Source organism: Micromonospora sp. CPCC 205539 (assembly GCF_036906815.1).
GTDB lineage: Bacteria > Actinomycetota > Actinomycetes > Mycobacteriales > Micromonosporaceae > Micromonospora.
Genome location: NZ_JBAKHW010000008.1, coordinates 249,189 through 268,302, shown reverse-complemented (window position 1 = coordinate 268,302; position 19,114 = coordinate 249,189). Strand labels below are relative to the sequence as shown.

Genomic DNA, 19,114 nt, shown 5'->3' with positions numbered 1-19,114 from the left:
CCCTCGCCCGCGCCCGCGCCCGCGCCCGCGCCCTCGCCCGCGCCCGCGCCCGCGCCCTCGCCCTCGCCCGCGCCCCCGCCCTCGCCCTCGCTTCCGCCCTCGCCCTCGCCCTCGCCGATCTAGGGAATATCGTCGCGGATCGAGATCCACTAGTCGCGATATCCCCTAGATCAACGGGGCGGGCGGGCGGGAGCGGCGCGCGGGCGGGCGGGAGCGGCGTGCGGGGCGGGGCGGGGCGGTAGCGGGGAGGGGAGGGGAGGGAGGGGGGTGGGGTTAGGCGATGATGGTGTCGAGGGCGATCTCGACCATCTGGCTGAAGGTCTGCTCACGCTCCTCCGACGTGGTCTTCTCGCCGGTCTTGATGTGGTCGCTGACGGTCAGCACGGTCAGCGCCCGAGCCTTGAACCGGGCGGCGATCGTGTAGAGCGCCGCCGACTCCATCTCCACCGCGAGCACGCCGTAGTCGGCCAGGGTGTCGTAGAGGTCCGGACGGTCGGTGTAGAAGGCGTCCGCCGCCAGGATCGGCCCGACGTGCATCGCGATGCCGCGCCGCTCGGCCACCTCGACCGAGGTACGCAGCAGCCCGAAATCGGCCACCGGCGCGTAGTCGATCAAGCCGTCGAAGCGCATCCGGTTCATGTTCGAGTCGGTGGACGACCCGATCGCGGCCACCACGTCGCGCAGTTGGAGGTCCGTGCTCAGGGCACCACACGATCCGACCCGAATCAGCGTCTTCACGCCGTACTCGTTGATCAGCTCGTGGGCGTAGATGGAGGCCGACGGCATGCCCATGCCGGAGCCCTGGACAGAGACGTCGACCCCGTTCCAGCGGCCGGTGAAGCCCAGCATGCCCCGGACCGTCGAGTAGCAGGTGGCGCCCTCGAGGTAGGTCTCCGCGATCCACTTGGCCCGCAGCGGGTCGCCCGGCATCAGGACCCGCTCGGCGATCTCGCCCGGCTTCGCGCCGATGTGCGTACTCATGGCAAAGATCCTGCCAGGCCGCTCCCGGCGATACCGGTTCGGCGTCGGAACCCGGGGTCCTGTAGCCTCTTCGGCGGTGGCGTGTCCGAGTGGCCTAAGGAGCACGCCTCGAAAGCGTGTGAGGGTTTACGCCCTCCGCGGGTTCAAATCCCGCCGCCACCGCCAGTGCGATGCGAGAACGCCCGGTCGATCCGCGAGGATCGGCCGGGCGTTCCGTCTTGTGGTCTCGGCCGACGCGCTCAGTCACAGGTACGCGTGGCGGTGGTCGCGGCCACAGCCCTTTACTTCCGTAGTCCGCTGCTAGGCGAGAGGCGTCGAGCACTTGACGGCGTCTACGGCGTGGCGGTGAGATCGGTGTCCGTCGTACCGACCGTGTGCACCGTGCTCGCGTTGGCGCCCAAAGTTGAGCATGGTGCCCGGGGTTTCAAGTGCTGCCGCCGCCCGAGCAGTGCCTTGTGTGCCCCTGCCGCGGAATCACGAAGAAGCCGGATTCGGCTTCAATGACTCACCTGGCGGGCAGTCGTTGAAGAACGGAGCCCAAACTCCGCTGGATCCCAATGAATTGCCCTGTACGGTGGTTCGAAGTTCCACAACGAGGCCGTACTGCTCGCTCGGCGTAACCGTTGCAGGTCAGTCGACGCTTCATTTCGTCGGTCAACTGGAATTCCATCTGGATCTTGTCGCCGGGTTGCATCGGCTGAGGTCTCAGGCATTCCGCTTCGGGGCACCTTGGGTTGGGGCTGGATTGAAAATCCTCCAAGGTGGTGCCTGTCGAAACTCCGACCATCTCGACCTGCCCTGGCGCCCTGCCCGTGTTTACGACATCAACCCGGACGAAGACGCTCGATGAGGATAGTGAGTCCACTGAGATCCGCGTGTTGCTGTCAACCAGGCTTGACCTGCCGCTGTCGTTCGCACGGAGGAATACCTGCGTCTTCTTGATTTCGATGACGTTGCCGCTCTTCTCGAACTGCTTACGGCTTTCGTCTAACTGTTCGCGCTGGGTTGTGATCTCTGTCTTCTGTGTCTGCAGGCTGCTCCAGCCGATCAGGGAGGTTGTGACAAGGCCGATAATGCTGAGAATGGCGGCAATAGCGCTCGAATAGAGCGTCCACCGCTCGAACCTGGTCAATCCTCTCCCCCTCAAGTCGGGCGTGAACTGTCTAATCCGCCTGCCCGGCGCCTGGAGCAGGGGAAGAGCTTAACGGAATATCACGATCTCCCACTTGTCCGGTATCCGTCCGAAGCCCCGGGCGCTTGGGCCCGCAGGCCATCCGCCCTCCGGACAGCGCTGAGCGTTCATTGTTCGAGCAGGTCGGCGATGCCATCGAGGAGCCGTTGCAGGCCGAACTCGAACAGACTCTCGACGTTGAGGTCGACCGGTGACCGGGTGAGCCGGGCCAGGTGGGGGAACTCACCGGCCGTGAGCAGCGCGGCCAGCACGTCGGCCTGGGCCTGCATCCACTCGTCGTCGGTGAGGCCGGTGTCCTGTTCCGCTTCGGCCTCCCGCTCCAGGCTGATCGCGGTGCCCCGGACATGGTTCGCCAGGGTCGCCACCAGGTGGAGCTGGGCGTGTTGGTCGAGGCCGTGCCCGGCGAGCGCGCGCAGGGCCCATTCGGTGTGCGCGACCGCATGCGGTGCCATCAGTGGGCGGGTCAGCGAGATCACCTGGGCCAGCCAGGGATGTCGGCGGTAGATCGACCACTGGATCCGGCAGAGCAGCTCAAGCTGGGCCCGCCATCCGGGCGGGAACGCGTGCGGCAGCCGATGGGCGGCGAAGGCAGCGTCCGCCATCAGCAGCAGGACCTGCTCCTTGCCGCGAACCTGCCGGTAGAGCGACATGGTCGGCACGTCCAGCTCGGTCGCGATGCGCCGCATGCTCAACGCCGCCAGCCCCTCGGTGTCGGCGATCTCGGTGGCGGTGCGCACCACCTGGTCGCGGGTGACTCCCCGACCGGAGCCCCGCCTCGCCGCGACCCGCGCGCCCCGGTCGGCCGGCGTCGGCTCGGGGCCGCTGACCACCATGCCGACGCCGGGCACCGCCCGCACCACGTTCTCCTGCCGGAGCGCGGTGAGGGCCCGGCTCGCGGTGGCCATGGCGACCCCCCACTCCCGGACGATCTGCCGGGTCGACGGCACCCGGTCGCCGGGGCCCAACTCGCCGGTCGCGATGCGCCGCCGCAGCTCCTCGACGATGCGCAGGTACGGCGGCGTTGATTCCACCCGCCGACCGTAGCGCACTAGAGCACCCTGGCCGGTTGGTTGCCGTGTCGACATGCTCACCACAGTGCGGTGCGTACGCCGTACCGACTTCGACAAAGGGGGAGATCATGCCTGGCATCCGGTGGTTGGCCGTGGTGGGTGTTGTCGCGTTGCTCGCGCCGACGGTGGCGAGTGGCCCGGCGGTCGCGACGGCCGGAGGGCGGAGCGTGGCCGTGGTCCGGACCGATCAGGGCGCGGTGCGCGGCACCGTCGCGGCGGATCACCGGTCGTTCCAGGGCATCCCGTACGCGCGTCCGCCGCTGGGCGCGCTGCGCTGGGCGCCCCCGCAGCCGGGCCCGCTCTGGAGCGGCGTACGAGGTGCGACCCGCCCGGGCGATGCCTGTGCCCAGCTCAAAGGGCTACCGATGGACGAGCCCTCGGCCTCCGAGGACTGCCTCTACCTCAACGTCACCACGCCACGTACCTCGGCGCGGACCCCTCGCCCGGTGCTGGTGTGGCTGCACGGCGGCGACTTCCGGTTCGGCAGTGGGGACACCTACGGCGGGCAGCGGCTGGCGGCCGGCGGTGACGTCATCGTCGTCACGGTGAACTACCGGCTCGGGGCGCTCGGCTTCCTGGCGCATCCGGCGTTGGCCAGCGAGGGTCGGACCGTCGGCAACTATGGTCTCCAGGACCAGCAGGCGGCGCTGCGCTGGGTACGGCGCAACGCGACGGCCTTCGGCGGGGACCCGGGCAACGTCACCCTGTTCGGTCAGTCGGCCGGGGCCACCAGCGTCTGTGCGCACCTGGCGGCGCCGGCCTCTGCCGGCCTGTTCCACCGGGCGATCATGCAGAGCAACTCCTGTGCCAACCCCGTCCAGACGCGGGACGGCGCGACCGAGGCGGCCGAGGAGTTCGCGCGACGGGTCGGCTGCACCGATCCGGACACGGTGGCCGCCTGCCTGCGGGGGCGTGACCCCGTCCGGCTCGTCACGACGGCCGGTTATCCAGGGGCGGGTGTCGACCTCGGCCCGGTCGTCGACGGGCGCACGCTGCCGGTGGACCCGGCCGCCGCGCTGGCCACCGGGCGGCTGCACCCGGTGCCGGTGTTGACCGGGATGAACCGCAACGAGTCCGCGGCCCTGGTGTGGGGCATCGAACGCAGCGGATTGAACTGCCCGAAGCCACCGGAGCCGGAGCAGCGGCCCGAGTCGTGCCCGCTCACCGACGAGCAGTACCGCGACCAGGTCCGGGCGATCTTCGGCGACCGGTCGGAGGAGGTGCTGGCCCGCTACCCGCGCGACGACGCGCACGTCGCCAGCGAGACGTTGGCCGCCGTGCTGACCGACCACGACTACGCCGAACCGTTCTACTCCGCCGCGCTGCAACTCGCCCGTCGCGTGCCGACCTACGCCTACGAGTTCGCCGACGAGGACGCGCCGTTCTTCACCGAGGGGCCCGAGGCGAGCTTCCCGACCGGCGCGTACCACTGCGCGGAACTGCCCTACCTGTTCACCGTCGACTATGCCGAGGCGCTCACGCCGACCCAGCGGCGGCTCTCCGACGAGATGGTCCGGATCTGGAGCGATTTCGCCCGGGCGGGCCGGGTGGACTGGCCGCGGCTGCGCGGCGGCAACCCGTACGTGCGGGTGCTGGCGGGTGGCGGTGCGTCCGGCACGACGAATTTCGCGGCGGCGCACTCGTACGACTTCTGGCGCTCGTCGCGCGGCTGACGCGGTCGCTGGCTTGGCGGTCGAGCGGACCGGTCCACCCGGACCGGTCCGCTCAGCCGGGCGTCCGCGTGCCCGGGTCGCGCTCGGTGGTCGCTCGTGGCCCGGGGAGCTGCGCCCGGTCGGCGAAGTGGTCGAGCAGTTCCCGGTGCACGAAGATGTAGCCGTCGCCGACCTGGCGCAGGAGCAGGCACTGCACGGCGTACGCGAGGAACGGCAGCAGCGGGTAGGGGAGCACCTGCTGCCGGGCCAGTCGGCGGCGGACCAGCCATTGGTCGAGCATCGGCGCGAGTGCCGTCAGGGTCAGCATCAGCAGCGCCGAGCCGAGACCGACCAGTGCCCCGAAGCGGATGCCCTCGGCCTCGCCTGTCCGCCACACGACGGCTGGCCCGCCGAAAATGGCGGTGACCGCGCCGAGCGGCACCGCCCAGCGCAGGGCGTGGGTCAGTTGTTGGCGCAGCATCGGGCTGGGCAGCTCGCGCCGGCCGGCACCGAGTGCGCGTGGCCGCAGGTACGGGTGCAGATGGGCGTTGTCCACGAACGCGAACGCCACGAGGGAGGCCAGGAAGAAGCCGGCTCCATAGCCGACACCGTCGCCCCAGGCCATGCCCGGAACGGCCAGACCGACGGCGGTGCCGACGACCGTGGAGATCGCCCCGATGCCGAACACGACGCGAGGTTCATCGGCGAGAACGGCCACCAGATTCAGGACCCAACCTCCCGCCCAGCCGTAGCGACTCTGCCGCTGCTGACTCTCCGCGGCGGCGGCGAGAAACCAGAGGCGGCTGTCCTGGCCGGCATAGAGGAGTTGGGTCACTACCACCAGACCGCCGGCGGTGACCAGGCCCGCCGGGCCAGCGAGCCACCAGCCGGCCACGCCGAGGACCAGGCCCAGGCCCAGGCCGAGCAGTACGGTCAACTGAGCGACTCGTGCCGCCGTGGGGCGCACGGCGTTCCGGGGCGACCAGCCCTCGGTTATCAGGTCGAGCACGAACACCGACTGCTGCCGCCCGCGCAGCTGACTGGCGAGGGTCCGCAGCCACGCGGAGGTCTGCGCAGGTGAGTAGCGCGGGTGTGGCCGTCGCCGCAGCATCACATCGACGTACCGGGCGAAAAGCCGGGTGCGGCCCGAACCCGTATCGGCCGCGTCCGGTGGTGCATCGGAGCCGTCCGCGTACGCGAGGGCCATGATGCTGAGCAGCAGCGGCGAGTCCGCCAGCTCCCACAGGCCCGGATCGGCGGCGAGCGCGGCGCGCAGCCCGGCCAGCTCGGTCCGCTCGACGTACCGCTCGATCCGGGCCCGGTCCAGCGGCTGGATGGTCACCGTGCCGTAGACGGGCAGTTCGGTGCCGAGTTGCTCATACTCGGCGAGGCGGCAGCAGACGGCCAGCGGGGTGAGGGGCTGGCTGGCGTGGAAGTCGGCGATCGCCTGGACGCAGGCGTCCCGGGTCTCCTCGGCGACCTCGTCCAGACCGTCGAGCAGCGGGAGGAGATCGCCGGCGGCCACCCACGCCGCGCCCTGCTCGGGCGGGATGCCGTACCGCTCGCCGAGCTGTTCGGCCAGCCAGCGGGCCAGCGGCAGCCGGCGGGTCGGCCACGAGGACAGGTTCAGCACCACCGGGATCGGGGCGTCCGGGTCGGATTCGGCCCGGTCGATCAGGTCGCGAGCGAGTTCCAGCAGGGTGGTGGTCTTGCCGGCACCGGGTGCGCCGAGGATCACCACCGCCCGGTCGAGGCGGTCGAAGAGCGCGCTCATCGTCGTCCGCTCGTCGAGGGTGGCGGCGAACCCGTCCCGGTGGGTGGCCTGCAACGCCCACGGGTGGCGACGGTCGTCGGCGGTGGCCGCGATGCCCAGCTCGATCCGTGCCTCCTCGTGCAGGGACCGGTCCAGCACGCTGGTGACCCAGTAGCGGCGGACCCGTTCCAGCAGCACCCGCCGGGCCCGCGCCGCAGCGGCGGCGCCGATCTGCGGTCGCTCGCGGGTCCGGGTGACCTCCACCGCGACCAGCGCCAGGATGAGCAGGACGAGCAAGGGCCAGGCCAGCCAGAGGTACGGTGACCAGCGCTCGGGCAGCGCCCCGGTGGCGACGTTCGTGGCGACGCCGAGCAGCGCCACACAGATCACCGACAGGACGACGGTGCTCACCCGATGCATGCGTCGTCTCTACCGTCCGAACGGGACACACACAAGCAGGCGTACGGCCCGCGTACCCGTTCAGCAGGGGCCGGCGCCCTCGTCGAAGAGGCGGCGGGCCCAGTCGGCGTACCCCGCGATGGTCTTTCGGACGGTGTGCCCGTCGTGCAGGAAGAGATATCCGCGGTCGCCGTTGCGGGCAAGTAACCCGTCCAGCCGATAGGTCCCCTGCGGAGCCCGTAATCGGGTCACCGACGAGTAGTGCGACCAGACCTCGTCGACGGGTGAGCCCGCCGTGATGCCCTCCGGTGTCCGCATCGGGTCGGCGACCCAGAGCAGCACCAACTTGTCCTCGACGAAGACCGGGCTGACCGTGTCCAGGCCGGCGAGCACCGGCCCGCAGGCATCCAGGTCGGTCCGCAGGATGCCCCGGCGGGTCAGCTCGTCCTCGGTGTCGCCGAACTCGATGTTGCGCAGGCCGTTCAGGTCAATGATCTCCACGCTGCCGGCGGGCCGACTGCCCGGGAGTGGCCCGGTTGGCGGCGCACCGCTGCCGGCAATCGAGGCAGCCGTCAGCAGCGTGGCAATAAACGCGAATTGTCGCAATTTCATGGAATCCCCCAGTCCCCAACGCGACCAGGGCAATCAGGTTGCTGCCATCCGGCGAACTATCTGTTCTCCCATTCCTCGACGAGCTCGTCCCAGTAGTCCGCGCTGAGTCGCCGCCGCCCGTGTGCCAGCCAGCCGTCGGTGTTCCGCTCCAGGTGCAACCCCAACTCGGCGAACGGGTCGATCCACGTCCCCGGCTCCACGCCGAGCCGGACCAGCGCCGTGTTGATCGGCCACTGCTCGCGCGGCGGGTCCAAAACGTCGTCGAACCGGGGACCCCAGGACAGCGCGCCACCCAGCCACACCGCCGCCGACTGGCAGCCGGCGCCGCCGAGGAACTCGGCCTCCAGGTACGCCACCGGCCCCGACTGCGACCAGCGGGCGAGCACCTCGACCAGTGCCGGCGACAACACCAGGGCGAACGGGTGCTCGGGACTCCGGTCGTCGACCGCGAAATCCGGCAGCGACCCGGTCAGCTCCACCACCAACTGCGGGGTCAGCGGCAGCAGCGCGAAGTCCTGGCGCAGCTCGCCCAGGACCGCGTGATCCAGCTCCGCGGTCTGCTCGCGGAGCAACTCCGCGTCCGCGACCACCGCACTGAGCTGGTAACCCATCAACCCCTCCGCCGTCCACAGCCTGTGGATAGAACATGTGTACGACGGGGGTCCGGGCAGGTCCGGCCGTCGATCCCCGGACCGTACCCGCCGCGCCCACTTCGCCTCAGATCGGCCAGTCCGAGGATGATCGACACGAGATCGCCGCTCCCGCGATCTTGCACTTGCGGTCGCTGATTCAGGTGATATGCCCGACTTGTCGGGGCAGGAAATGCAAGATCGCGGGAGATCAGGGGCTGTGGTGGCCTGCCGGGTCAGCGGCGTGCGGGGATTTTGGTGACGGACGGCCTGCCAGGCTTCCGGCGCGAAGATGAGGGCCGGCCCGGTCGGGTCCTTGGAGTCCCGTACGCCGACCACGCCGGGCGGGTTGTCGGCCACCTCGACACAGGCGCCGCCGTTGCCGTCCGCGCGGTTGACCGACGCCTACCAGCAGTGTTCCCGCCCGTTGTACGGTCCTGAGCCATGGCCGATCAACTGCGCGTTCCCGGTGTGCCGTTTCCGCTCGTGCCCTCGACCGCAGCGCTCTGGCGGGTCGACGAGGCGTCAGTGACGGTGTCGGCGGGGCCGCGCACTGACATCTTCATCGACCCGGCCAACGGCCCAGCCGAGGTGGACGAGACGAAGGCAACCCTCGACGCCCCGACGCTGCTCGGCGATCTGCCGGAGGGCGACTTCCAGTTCAGCGCCCGGGTATCGGTGGACTTCGCCGCGACCTTCGACGCCGGGGTGCTCCTGGTCTGGCTCGACGAGCGGCGCTGGGCGAAGCTGTGCTTCGAGTTCTCGCCCGAGGGCGAGCCCATGATCGTGTCCGTCGTCTGCCGGGGTGTCGCCGACGACGCGAACGCCTTCGTCGTCGCCGCCCGGACGGTGTGGCTGCGAGTCTCGCGGATCGACCGGGCCTACGCGTACCACGCCTCGCTCGACGGCACGACCTGGCAGTTGATCCGCGTGTTCAACCTCGACGCCGACACGTCGCGCGACCGGATCGGCTTCTCGGGGCAGTCTCCGACGGGCGACGGGTGCAGCGCGACCTTCGACGAGTTCAGCTTCCGGCCCGACCGCCTCGCAGATCTTCGTGACGGCTCCTGACGGCGCACCGAATACGAATCAGGGCCGGTCCCCAGTGGGGCCGGCCCTGTCGTTTGTGCTGCTCAGGAGAGCGGAGGATACGAGATTCGAACTCGTGAGGGTGTAAACCCAACACGCTTTCCAAGCGTGCGCCCTAGGCCTCTAGGCGAATCCTCCGCGAGCCAGGATACAGGCCCCCGTCGGCCGGGCTACCCCACCACCCCCTGAAGATCGACGGGCGGTCGGGTAGGCTGGGCGGCACCTCCCGTGCGGCGGTATCTCGTGAACCTCCCCAGGGCCGGAAGGCAGCAAGGATAAGCGAGCTCTGCCGGGTGCACGGGAGGCCTTTTCGTCTGTGGGCGCGGCCAGGCCGGTTGATCCACTCGGCATCGGTGATGTCGGGGCATCCCGGGCACAGGGGCACCGCGACTTCCGGGAAATCGAGTCGATCAAGCAGGGCATGCCGGTCCGGCCGGCGGGGTGGGTGGTCACCCGAGGCGGACCGGCGCAGAATGGCTCGGTCGAGAGGAGGCGGGACGAGTGACGCTGGCGCTCTACCGCAAGTACCGGCCGCGTACCTTCGCCGAGGTCATCGGGCAGGAGCACGTCACCGAACCGCTGTCGCAGGCGCTGCGCAGCGGGCGGCTCAACCACGCGTACCTCTTCTCCGGCCCTCGCGGCTGCGGCAAGACCACCAGCGCCCGGATCATGGCCCGCTCGCTCAACTGTGAGCAGGGCCCCACCCCCGAGCCGTGCGGCAAGTGTGACTCCTGCCGCTCGCTGGCCACCGACGGTGCTGGCTCGATCGACGTGATCGAGATCGACGCGGCCAGCCACGGCGGTGTCGACGACGCCCGCGAGCTGCGCGAGCGTGCCTTCTTCGCGCCGGCGAGCAGCCGCTTCAAGATCTACATCATCGACGAGGCGCACATGGTCTCGACCCAGGGCTTCAACGCCCTGCTCAAGCTGGTCGAGGAGCCCCCGGAGTACGTCAAGTTCATCTTCGCCACCACCGAACCGGAGAAGGTCCTCGGCACGATCCGGTCGCGGACCCACCACTACCCGTTCCGGCTGTTTCCGCCGAAGGTCGTCCGCCCGTACCTGGAGCAGCTCACCCAGGCCGAGGGCGTCGTCGTCGAGCCGGCGGTCTTTCCGCTGGTGGTCCGCGCCGGCGGCGGCAGCATGCGGGACAGCCTCTCCGTGCTCGACCAGCTCATCGCCGGCGCCGGCGCGGAGGGGGTCAGCTACGCCCGGGCCGTCGCGCTGCTCGGGGTCACCGACTCCGCGCTGATCGACGAGATGTGCGACGCGCTGGCCGCCGGTGACGGCGCGGCCGCGTACGCCACCGTCGACCGGGTCGCCGAGGCCGGGCACGACATGCGCCGGTTCGCCTCCGACCTGCTGGAGCGGCTCCGCGACCTGATCGTCATGCAGCAGGTGCCGGACGCCGCCACGAAGGGCCTCATCGACGCCCCGGCCGACCAGATCGAGCGGATGGAAGCCCAGGCTTCGCAGCTCGGCTCGGCCACGCTGTCCCGCTGCGCCGACATCGTGCACAACGGGCTTGTCGAGATGCGCGGCACCACCGCGCCCCGCCTGCTGCTGGAGCTGATCTGCGCCCGCATGCTGCTGCCCGGCGCGGACGACTCCACCGGCGGCCTCCTCCAGCGCCTGGAGCGGATGGAACGTCGGCTCACCCTGGCCGGCACCGACGCGCCGCCGGCCGCCGCCGGCTCCGCGCCCGCCAACCACCCAGGGGTACGCCCACAGCCCGGCACTCCGGGTCCGGCTGCCGGCACAAACCCGACCCCCGCCGGTGCCCCGACTTCCGCGCCTCCGTGGACGGACGCCTCGACGGCTACCCCGAGCGCACCGGCCCAGGTCGCCGCAGCGCCGAACGCCTCGAATGCTGCCGCCTCGAACGGCTCCGCCTCGGCCGCCGACACGCCGATCCCGGCGTCACCCGGTGCGTCGACGGCCGCTGGGACAACGTCCACCGATCGGGCCGTAGCCTCGCCGGCCGGCACCGATGCGGCCGCGGGGTCACCGGCACCGCGCCGTGTGGTGCCGCCATCGGCGGTACTCCCCGACCCGGCGACCCCGGAGCCGCCCCGTCCCGGTGCCGCGCCGGCCGCGCTGGACGCGGTCGCGGTCCGTCGGGTCTGGCCCGACGTGGTCGGCAAGGTCAACCGGACCAACAAGCGGATCGCCGCCCTCATGCGCGACGCGGTCGTGCGCGAACTGGACGGCGACATGCTGGTGCTGACGGTGAAGTCCACCGTGCTGGCCAAGATGATGTCCGACCACGCTGCGGTACTCACCGACGCGCTCTACGAGGAGTTGGGCGGGCGTTGGCAGATCCGCTGCGAGGTGGCCGGCGAGCGGGGCGGCGCAGCGCTGTCCGGCCCGCCGCGTTCGCAGCTTCCCGCGCCAGCCCGATCGGCCACGCCGACGGACGCCCCGCCCACCCCGCCGAACACCACCGCCCCAAGCGGCGGGCCAGGTGCCCGCGAGGGTCTGTCCGGTGGGTCGGGTGCCTTCGAGGACTCGCACGGCGGGCCGGGCGGCCGCGAGGGTCTGTCCGGCGGCGGGCCGGGTGCCCGCGAGGGCGCGGCGGGCGGTCCGGGTGCTCGCGAGGGCTTGGCCGGCGGGCCGTCCGGTGCGCATGGCGGTTCCGGTGCTGCCGCTGACGCGCAGGTCGGCGGGGACGGGTCCGGCGGTCGGGGTGCCCGTCAACCCGGCGGCGGGCAGCCGGCCAGGTCGGCAGCGGCCGACGACGAGGACGACTGGCCGGAGGCGGCCCGCCCCGGCGGCAGCGCCCCGGCCACCGAGGCGACCGATGACGAGGACTGGCCGGTGGCCGCCCGCCCGGGTGGCGCCTCGGCCGCACACGACGATCGGGCCCTCGACAGCACGCCGGGCGGCCCCGGACCCGCCCCGAGCGGCACGAACGGCTCCGGCGCGAACGGCTCCAGCGCGAGCAGCACCGGCGCGAACGGCTCCGGCACACACGGCTCCGGCGCGAGCAGCACCGGCGCGAACGGCTCCGGCACGAGCAGCACCGGCGCGAACGGCGGCGGCTCGGGTGCTTCAGCCGGCGGCGGCAAGCCGAATGCGCGGGCGGCCAACCCGGCACCTGCGGCCCGGCAGCCGGCCTCGGCCGGTGGCGCACCGGTGAGCAGCGCCATCGCCGCAGCCCGAGCGGCGGCGGCGGGGCGCGGTGCGCGTACCGGATCGGCGGCCCGGCCCACCGCGGACGCCGAATGGGCCGGCGAGCCGCCCTACGACCCGGACTTCGACGGACCGCTGCGCGGCGGCCGGCCGGGTGGTGCGGCGGCGCCGGCGGCCGCGCCGAACTTCGAGGGGTTCGATCCTGGTGACGAGCCGCTGGACGAGGTCATCGACGAGAAGACCGCGCGGGAGTCGAGCGAGGAGCAGGCGGTACGGCTGCTCCGTGAGACGTTCGGAGCCGAGAAGATCAACGAGGTCGACGCCCGCTAGCTCGGTCCTGTCGATCATGGACTAGTGGTGGGTGACAAAGCGCCCGCTCACCGCCCAGGCGGGCACCACAACTCCATGATCGACGAGGGCTGCGGGGTCAGCCTGCCGAGGTTTCGGCCGGGGCGCGGCGATGGCGGGTCTCGGCGAGCAGGACGCCGAGGCAGCAGGCCCAGATCGGGAAGGGCAGCATGGCGACCCGTTCCATCCCGCCCACCCCGATCCCCATGCCCTGCTGCGCGAAGAAGAGCGCCGTCCCGGCCAGCGCGGTCAGGCCGGCGGCGAGGGTGAGTCGTCGCCACCGGCCGAGCAGGGTGGCGTCCGGCGCGAAGCCGGCGATGAGCAGGCCGAGGTTGCCCAGCCCCATGATCAGGAACGCCCCGAGGACGTGCAGGTTCTCGTCGACGTCGGCGGGGTAGACGGCTGCCAGGGCGTACCCGCACGTGGCCAGCAGCAGTAACGTCTGGGCCGACCGCACCACCCCGCCGCGACCCAGGAGCCGCCAGGTCAGCAGCAGTCCCACGGCGAGCAGCACGGCGGTGGCGAGCATCGCACTGTTCATCAGCGAGTGCCAGGGCGAGCAGACGTAGCGGGGCCTGGTGGTGTCCCAGATTCCGCAGTGGACGTTGCCCAGGTCGCTGATGTTGTGCGCGGCCCAGCTGTAGGACGGGTGGCGCCAGCCGAGGCCGGTGACCAGGCTGGCGACCAGAAAGAGCGGTACGGCCGTGACCCAGCAGAGCGCGCCGATCCGGCCGGTGCGGTTCAGGTTCATACCGACGAGCAGACCAATTCGGCGACCCTCGGCGCACTACCCGCAGGTGGCCTGTTCGGGGTGGTGGTAGCCGTACCAACGGGGTGGACGGTGTTTTCCGGCGCTGTCAGGATGTGCGCCGTGAAGATCACCTCAACTGTGGAGGGAACCGCCGACGCCAAGCGGTTCGGCCGTGACCACGCTAAGGCGGCGGTGCTGGCGATCGCCGGCCTGTCCCTGCTGATCACGGCGCGGTCGATGCCGTGGGTGGCGGTGCAGCGCGGTGAGTTTGCCGTGGATCGGATGTTCGGCCGGGCTCCCTCGACCGAGGTGCGGACGTACGTGCTCACCGACCTGGCGGGTTACTGGCAACCGCTGTACGTCGGGTGGGCGTTGCTGGTGGGTTTGGTGGTAGCGGTCTGGGTGCGCCCGTCGTGGCGGTTCGGGCTGGGGCTGGCCGCGATGCTGCTCGGCGTGGTGCTGGGAGTCGGCACGCTCCTCCCGGCCACGGCCGCCATCGACGTCAGCGGCTTCCCGTTGAAGGACGGTCCCAGCACGGACCTCCTCGGCGGCGTGTGGTCTGCCCTCTTCGGTGTGGTGCTGCTCGTGCGCGCCGTCACGGCCCTACCGGAGCCGTCGACTCCCGCCGCGCCGGAGGCCACACCCGTCGTACCCGTCGATGAACCCGTCGCGACGGACCTGCCGGCCGCGGCGGACTCGACCCCGTTCGTCTGGCAGGGCTCGCGCCGGAACGACCGACCGGCGGCCCCCTGGTGGCGGCGGCCTGGGCCGATCGTCGGCCTGGTGGCGGGTCTCGCCACGGCAGCCGTCCTCGTCACGGTGATCTGGCACGCGACCCGCCCGGCCCCGGTCGACCAGCACGCCGGCCTCGGCGCGCTGGTGGTGGTGGCCCCGGCCGGCTCGACGCCCGTCGCGCCGGCCGCGGTCGACGATCAGGTCGACCTGGGCCGGATTCTGCCGCTCACCCGTGAGCGGACCTTCCTGCTCGCCGAGCAGACGAGCGGCGGCGTGCTGCACGTTGCCGGATCGGCCTGGACCCGTCCGGACGGTGCCTCGGTGTCGATCACCCTGCTCAGGTTCAGCTCGGTGGAGTCGGCCGACCAGTTCCGGCGGACCTACGCCGATCTTGAGCGGGCAACGCCGGGCGAGGCGACTCAGTTCGCCGACGTGCCGGGGGCGACGATCTTCGTCGCTGCCGAGCAGACCGGCGTCTGGGCTCTCGCGGGCCGGGACGCGGTCGTCATGGTCGTCAGCGCGGTCGGCGGCTCGTCGAACACCGTGCCCGTCGTCGAGTCGCTGGTACGCGAGCAGTACGGCCGGCTGTGAGCCGCTCCGTCCCCGGTTCCCCACGAGGAGCACGGAAGGTCCGGTGTGGGCGCAGCACCGGGCGGGGCAGGGTCGGTCCCAGCGGTTAGGCTGGTCGGCGGCCGAGCTGACGAGAGTGCGAGAAGGAGCCATCCGTGCGCCCAGGTGGACAGCCGAACATGCAGCAGATGCTGAAGCAGGCGCAGAAGATGCAGCAGCAGATCGCCGCCGCCCAGGCCGAGCTGGCCGAGGCCGAGCTGACCGGCACCGCCGGTGGTGGCCTGGTCACCGCGACCGTCTCCGGCTCGGGTGAGCTCAAGGCGATCAAGATCGACCCGAAGGCCGTCGACCCGGAGGACGTGGAGACGCTGGAGGACCTGGTCGTCGCGGCTGTGCACAACGCCGCCGAGGCGGCGCGGGAGTTGACCGAGCGCAAGATGGGCCCGGTCGCCGGCGGCATGGGCGGCCTCGGCCTGCCCGGTTTCTGAGCGACAGATGTATGAAGGTGCCATCCAGGATCTGATCGACGAGCTGGGTCGGCTGCCGGGCGTGGGCCCGAAGAGTGCCCAGCGGATCGCCTTCCACGTCCTGTCGGCGGATCCGGCCGACGTCAACCGGCTGGCCGGCGCGCTACGCAAGGTCAAGGAGCTGGTCCGGTTCTGCACCACCTGCTACAACGTGGCCGAATCCGAGCAGTGCCGGATCTGCCGCGATCCGCGTCGTACCGACGAGGTGCTGTGTGTGGTGGAGGAACCCAAGGACGTGGTGGCCGTCGAGCGGACCGGTGAGTTCCGCGGCCGGTACCACGTGCTCGGCGGAGCGATCAATCCGCTGGAGGGGATCGGTCCGGACAATCTGCGCATTCGGGAGCTGATGACCCGACTGAGCAGCGGCGCGGTGCGAGAGCTGATCCTGGCCACCGACCCGAACACCGAGGGTGAGGCGACGGCGACCTACCTGGCGCTGATGGTGAAGCCGATGGGCATCGCGGTCACCCGACTGGCCAGTGGGCTGCCGGTCGGCGGCGACCTCGAGTACGCCGATGAGATCACCCTCGGCCGAGCCTTCGAAGGGCGTCGAGCCGTCTGAGTCGTACCTCCGGGGGTGGTGCCGTCGACGACGGGGCCACCCCCGGCTTGGTGCCCGGCCTCGCGCGGGCCGTGGGCCCTACCGAGCCGACGTGCCGCAGCATCGCAGCAGCCCGGCGGGCGGCTCGGCGGCCACTGGATCGATGTGTCGCCTCGTGCATCCGGCGTGCGGTCGACTGTCAGACCCCCGCGCTAGGTGTCGGCTTGATAGCGATTGGCTGACGCCCGTTCCGCTTCTGTGTGACGTGCCATAGCCTCCGGCACACGGACCGAGCCACAACTCGGCGTGGTCATGCGCATGACAGAGGTGAGAGATGCAGGTGAGAAGGCTCAAAACGGCTGTGGCCCTCGCGGCCGTTGCCGCTCTGGCGGTCGGCGCGGCCGGCTGCGCGGAGAGCGAGCGCGACGGCGACAGTGGCGAGGCCAAGACTGGCGGCACCTTCATCTTCGCGGGTGCCGGTGACCCGAAGAACTTCGATCCGATCTTCAATGATGACGGAGAGTCGTTCCGGCCGGTCCGGCAGATGTTCGACACCCTGGTGAGTCACAAGCCAGGCACCGCGGAGTTGCAGGGCGGCCTGGCCGAAACCTGGGAGCACGACCCCGAGGGCAAGGTCTGGACCTTCAAGCTCCGGCAGGGCGTGAAGTTCCACGACGGTACGCCCTTCAACGCCGCTGCGGTCTGCTTCAACTTCGACCGCTGGTACAACATGAAGGGCGCTGCCGCCCAGTCCCAGATGATCTACTACATGGACGTCTTCGGGGGCTTCGCCAAGAACGAGAACCCGGACGCCGGCAAGCCGATCTACAACAAGTGCGAGGCGAAGGACGACGGCACCGCCATCGTCACGCTCAACCAGTACAAGGGCGCCTTCCCGGGTGCCTTCGCGCTGACCTCGCTCTCGATCGCGAGCCCGGAGGCGCTGAAGAAGTTCGACGCCGACACGGTGAAGCAGAACGGCGACTCGTTCGAGTACAGCGCCTTCGCCACCACCAACCCGGTGGGTACCGGCCCGTTCACCTTCGGTGGCTGGGACAAGGCCAAGAACGAGATCACCCTGAACCGGAACGCGGACTACTTTGGCGAGAAGGCCAAGGTGGACAAGATGATCATCAAGATCATCAAGGACGAGAGCACCCGCAAGCAGGAGCTCAAGGCCGGCACCGTCCAGGGCATCGACTTCCCGGCTCCGGCCGACCGCAAGGCGCTCGAGGGTGAGGGCTTCCAGGTCATCAACCGGCCGGCGTTCAACATCCTCTACCTGGGTCTCAACCAGAAGAACCCGAAGCTGAAGGACCTGCGGGTGCGGCAGGCGATCGCCTACGCGCTCAACCGTCAGCAGCTGGTGCAGACCAAGGGCCCGGGTGGCGCCAAGGTCGCGGACCAGTTCATGCCGGACACCGTGCTCGGCTACGCCCCGGACGTGCAGAAGTACGAGTACAACCCGGAGAAGGCCAAGCAGCTGCTGAAGGACGCCGGCGCCGAGGGTCTGACGCTGAACTTCTACTACCCGCCGGACGTCTCCCGGCCGTACATGCCGAACCCGCAGGAGATCTTCACCGTCCTCGCCAACGACCTGCAGGCCGTCGGCATCAAGGTCAACGGTGTGCCTCGCCCGTGGAACGGTGGCTTCAAGGACGACGTGCAGCAGTTCGGCAAGCACGACCTGCACATCCTCGGCTGGACGGGTGACTACAACGACCCGGGCAACTTCGTCGGCACGTTCTTCGGTCGCGGCAAGGTCGAGTTCGGCGACCAGTCGATGACGGAGATGTTCGACGCCATCGCGAAGGCCGACGGCACCGTCGACGACGCCGGCAAGAAGGCGGCCTGGGAGCAGGTCAACCGGGACATCGCCGCCAAGTGGCTGCCGGCCGTGCCGGTCTGGCACGCCCCGCCGGCCATCGTCGTCACCAAGGATGTCAAGGGTCTGGTGGCCAGCCCGTTGACCGACGAGCGGTTCAACACGGTCAGCGTCACCAAGTGACGTCAATCGGCTGATGCCGTAGGCGGAAATCGGTCCGGGTCCGGGGCTCCTCCCGGCCCGGGCCGATTCCGCGATTATCGAGAGTTTGGTGTGTGAGAGATGTTGCGAGTCATAGTCCGCCGCCTACTGCAGTTGGTGGTGACCCTGATAGCGCTGTCGGCGCTGATCTTCATCTGGCTGCGGAACCTGCCCGGCGGCCCGGTCGAGGCGCTGCTCGGTGAGCGGGCCACGCCCGAGCGCCGCGCTCTGCTGATCAAGGCGCTCGGCTACGACCAACCAATCCTGGTGCAGTACGGCAAGTTCATGCAGCGGGTGGTGACCGGAGACTTCGGCAACTCGATCCGGTCCGGTGACCCGGTCACCGAGGTCCTCAGCCGCGCCTTCCCGGCCACCATCGAGCTGGCTGTCGCCGCGATGATCATCGCGGTCGGCCTCGGGGTGCCGCTGGGCTACCTCGCCGCCCGCTGGCGTGGGCGATCCCTGGACAACCTCACCATCGCCGGCACCCTGCTTGGCATCTCGATCCCGATCTTCTTCCTGGGCTACCTGCTCAAGGATTTCTTCACCCAGAACATCCACTGGTTCCCGCCGTCGGGACGGCTCACCACCGGTCTGGACAACACCGACGTCACCGGGTTCTTCGTGCTCGACGGCCTGCTCACCCGAGAGTTCGACGCCAGCGCCGACGCGTTGTGGCACCTGATCCTGCCGGCGATCACGCTGGCCACGATCCCGCTGGCGGTGATCGTGCGGATCACCCGGGCCAGTGTGCTCGACGTGCTCAACGAGGACTACGTGCGGACCGCCGAGGCGAAGGGCCTGCGGAACCGCACCATCCGGGGCCGGCACATCCTGCGTAACGCGCTGCTGCCGGTGGTCACCACCATCGGCCTGCAGACCGGCGCGCTGCTCTCCGGCGCGGTGCTGACCGAGAAGGTCTACAACTGGGGCGGCATCGGCACGCTGATCACCGACTCGATCAGCGGCGGCCGGGACTATCCGGTGCTCCAGGCGATCATCCTGCTCGCCGCCCTGGTCTTCGTGGTGGTCAACCTGCTGGTCGACCTCTCCTACGCCTTCATCGACCCGAGGGTGCGTGTGCGATGAGTGACCCGATCACCCAGG

The 19,114-nt window shown here is 70.5% G+C and carries 15 protein-coding genes, 2 tRNA genes, 1 other RNA gene and 1 pseudogene; 10 read left to right on the top strand and 9 right to left on the bottom strand.

Annotated elements, in window-relative coordinates; genetic code table 11:
- Positions 1–273: 273 nt before the first annotated feature.
- On the bottom strand, positions 274–981 hold the full coding sequence (gene deoD / locus V6V47_RS10745; protein ID WP_334627940.1) for a purine-nucleoside phosphorylase: 708 nt from the start codon (positions 979–981) through the stop codon (positions 274–276).
- Between the two features lie 75 nt (positions 982–1,056).
- Here deoD and V6V47_RS10740 point away from each other — a divergent pair.
- Positions 1,057–1,146 (top strand) — tRNA-Ser (locus tag V6V47_RS10740).
- Positions 1,147–1,486: 340 nt separating this feature from the next.
- Here V6V47_RS10740 and V6V47_RS10735 read toward each other — a convergent pair.
- A complete protein-coding gene (locus tag V6V47_RS10735; protein WP_334627939.1) occupies positions 1,487–2,113 on the bottom strand; it encodes a hypothetical protein in 627 nt (208 codons plus the stop codon).
- Between the two features lie 167 nt (positions 2,114–2,280).
- The gene (locus V6V47_RS10730; RefSeq protein ID WP_334627938.1) at positions 2,281–3,204 is read right to left on the bottom strand and encodes a TetR/AcrR family transcriptional regulator C-terminal domain-containing protein; all 924 of its coding nucleotides are present in this window, start codon (positions 3,202–3,204) and stop codon (positions 2,281–2,283) included.
- A gap of 107 nt (positions 3,205–3,311) precedes the next feature.
- Here V6V47_RS10730 and V6V47_RS10725 point away from each other — a divergent pair, with 107 nt between their 5' ends.
- A complete protein-coding gene (locus V6V47_RS10725; protein WP_334627937.1) occupies positions 3,312–4,916 on the top strand; it encodes a carboxylesterase/lipase family protein in 1,605 nt (534 codons plus the stop codon).
- A gap of 52 nt (positions 4,917–4,968) precedes the next feature.
- Here the strand turns inward: V6V47_RS10725 and V6V47_RS10720 are convergent, their stop codons facing one another.
- The 4 genes and pseudogenes from V6V47_RS10720 to V6V47_RS10705 all read right to left on the bottom strand — a co-directional run.
- Positions 4,969–7,059, bottom strand: a complete 2,091-nt coding sequence (locus tag V6V47_RS10720) for an NACHT domain-containing protein (protein WP_334627936.1) — start codon at positions 7,057–7,059, stop codon at positions 4,969–4,971.
- Positions 7,060–7,128: 69 nt separating this feature from the next.
- Entirely contained in the window at positions 7,129–7,623 is a 495-nt protein-coding gene (locus V6V47_RS10715; RefSeq protein WP_334627956.1) for a hypothetical protein, read from the bottom strand.
- A 92-nt stretch (positions 7,624–7,715) separates the two neighbouring features.
- Positions 7,716–8,270 carry a hypothetical protein gene (locus V6V47_RS10710; protein ID WP_334627935.1) on the bottom strand — a complete coding sequence of 185 codons (555 nt, stop codon included), beginning with the start codon at positions 8,268–8,270 and terminating at the stop codon, positions 7,716–7,718.
- A gap of 267 nt (positions 8,271–8,537) precedes the next feature.
- Positions 8,538–8,681 (bottom strand): annotated as a pseudogene (locus V6V47_RS10705) (DUF397 domain-containing protein); the annotation flags it as partial.
- 51 nt (positions 8,682–8,732) lie between these two features.
- On the opposite strand from V6V47_RS10705, the gene V6V47_RS10700 reads away from it, so the two are divergent.
- Complete coding sequence (locus tag V6V47_RS10700; RefSeq protein WP_334627934.1) at positions 8,733–9,359, top strand: DUF1349 domain-containing protein; 627 nt, start codon at positions 8,733–8,735, stop codon at positions 9,357–9,359.
- A gap of 71 nt (positions 9,360–9,430) precedes the next feature.
- Here the strand turns inward: V6V47_RS10700 and V6V47_RS10695 are convergent.
- A tRNA-Ser gene (locus tag V6V47_RS10695) sits at positions 9,431–9,515 on the bottom strand.
- Positions 9,516–9,597: 82 nt separating this feature from the next.
- On the opposite strand from V6V47_RS10695, the gene ffs reads away from it, so the two are divergent.
- Positions 9,598–9,687, top strand: an RNA gene (ffs, locus tag V6V47_RS10690) — signal recognition particle sRNA small type.
- 191 nt (positions 9,688–9,878) lie between these two features.
- Positions 9,879–12,839, top strand: coding sequence for a DNA polymerase III subunit gamma and tau (locus tag V6V47_RS10685; RefSeq protein ID WP_334627933.1), 2,961 nt, complete (start codon positions 9,879–9,881; stop codon positions 12,837–12,839).
- 97 nt (positions 12,840–12,936) lie between these two features.
- Here the strand turns inward: V6V47_RS10685 and V6V47_RS10680 are convergent, their stop codons facing one another.
- On the bottom strand, positions 12,937–13,608 hold the full coding sequence (locus V6V47_RS10680) for a DUF998 domain-containing protein (RefSeq protein WP_334627932.1): 672 nt from the start codon (positions 13,606–13,608) through the stop codon (positions 12,937–12,939).
- 120 nt (positions 13,609–13,728) lie between these two features.
- Here V6V47_RS10680 and V6V47_RS10675 point away from each other — a divergent pair, with 120 nt between their 5' ends.
- From V6V47_RS10675 to V6V47_RS10655, 5 genes are all read left to right on the top strand, one after another.
- Complete coding sequence (locus tag V6V47_RS10675) at positions 13,729–14,934, top strand: hypothetical protein (RefSeq protein WP_334627931.1); 1,206 nt, start codon at positions 13,729–13,731, stop codon at positions 14,932–14,934.
- A 158-nt stretch (positions 14,935–15,092) separates the two neighbouring features.
- Complete coding sequence (locus V6V47_RS10670) at positions 15,093–15,401, top strand: YbaB/EbfC family nucleoid-associated protein (RefSeq protein ID WP_334627955.1); 309 nt, start codon at positions 15,093–15,095, stop codon at positions 15,399–15,401.
- Between the two features lie 7 nt (positions 15,402–15,408).
- Positions 15,409–16,002: a recombination mediator RecR gene (recR, locus tag V6V47_RS10665; RefSeq protein WP_334627930.1), complete on the top strand. Its 594-nt coding sequence runs from the start codon at positions 15,409–15,411 to the stop codon at positions 16,000–16,002.
- 313 nt (positions 16,003–16,315) lie between these two features.
- On the top strand, positions 16,316–17,989 hold the full coding sequence (locus tag V6V47_RS10660) for an ABC transporter substrate-binding protein (protein ID WP_334627929.1): 1,674 nt from the start codon (positions 16,316–16,318) through the stop codon (positions 17,987–17,989).
- A 99-nt stretch (positions 17,990–18,088) separates the two neighbouring features.
- Positions 18,089–19,096: an ABC transporter permease gene (locus V6V47_RS10655; protein WP_334627928.1), complete on the top strand. Its 1,008-nt coding sequence runs from the start codon at positions 18,089–18,091 to the stop codon at positions 19,094–19,096.
- Positions 19,097–19,114: the final 18 nt, after the last annotated feature.

What these genes read in the sequence shown, in the direction of transcription:
- deoD (WP_334627940.1), bottom strand. Translation starts at nt 981, where the DNA reads ATGAGTACGCACATCGGCGCGAAGCCGGGCGAGATCGCCGAGCGGGTC.
- V6V47_RS10725 (WP_334627937.1), top strand. Translation starts at nt 3,312, where the DNA reads ATGCCTGGCATCCGGTGGTTGGCCGTGGTGGGTGTTGTCGCGTTGCTC.
- V6V47_RS10710 (WP_334627935.1), bottom strand. Translation starts at nt 8,270, where the DNA reads ATGGGTTACCAGCTCAGTGCGGTGGTCGCGGACGCGGAGTTGCTCCGC.
- V6V47_RS10700 (WP_334627934.1), top strand. Translation starts at nt 8,733, where the DNA reads ATGGCCGATCAACTGCGCGTTCCCGGTGTGCCGTTTCCGCTCGTGCCC.
- V6V47_RS10680 (WP_334627932.1), bottom strand. Translation starts at nt 13,608, where the DNA reads ATGAACCTGAACCGCACCGGCCGGATCGGCGCGCTCTGCTGGGTCACG.
- V6V47_RS10670 (WP_334627955.1), top strand. Translation starts at nt 15,093, where the DNA reads ATGCAGCAGATGCTGAAGCAGGCGCAGAAGATGCAGCAGCAGATCGCC.
- recR (WP_334627930.1), top strand. Translation starts at nt 15,409, where the DNA reads ATGTATGAAGGTGCCATCCAGGATCTGATCGACGAGCTGGGTCGGCTG.
- V6V47_RS10660 (WP_334627929.1), top strand. Translation starts at nt 16,316, where the DNA reads ATGCAGGTGAGAAGGCTCAAAACGGCTGTGGCCCTCGCGGCCGTTGCC.
- V6V47_RS10655 (WP_334627928.1), top strand. Translation starts at nt 18,089, where the DNA reads ATGTTGCGAGTCATAGTCCGCCGCCTACTGCAGTTGGTGGTGACCCTG.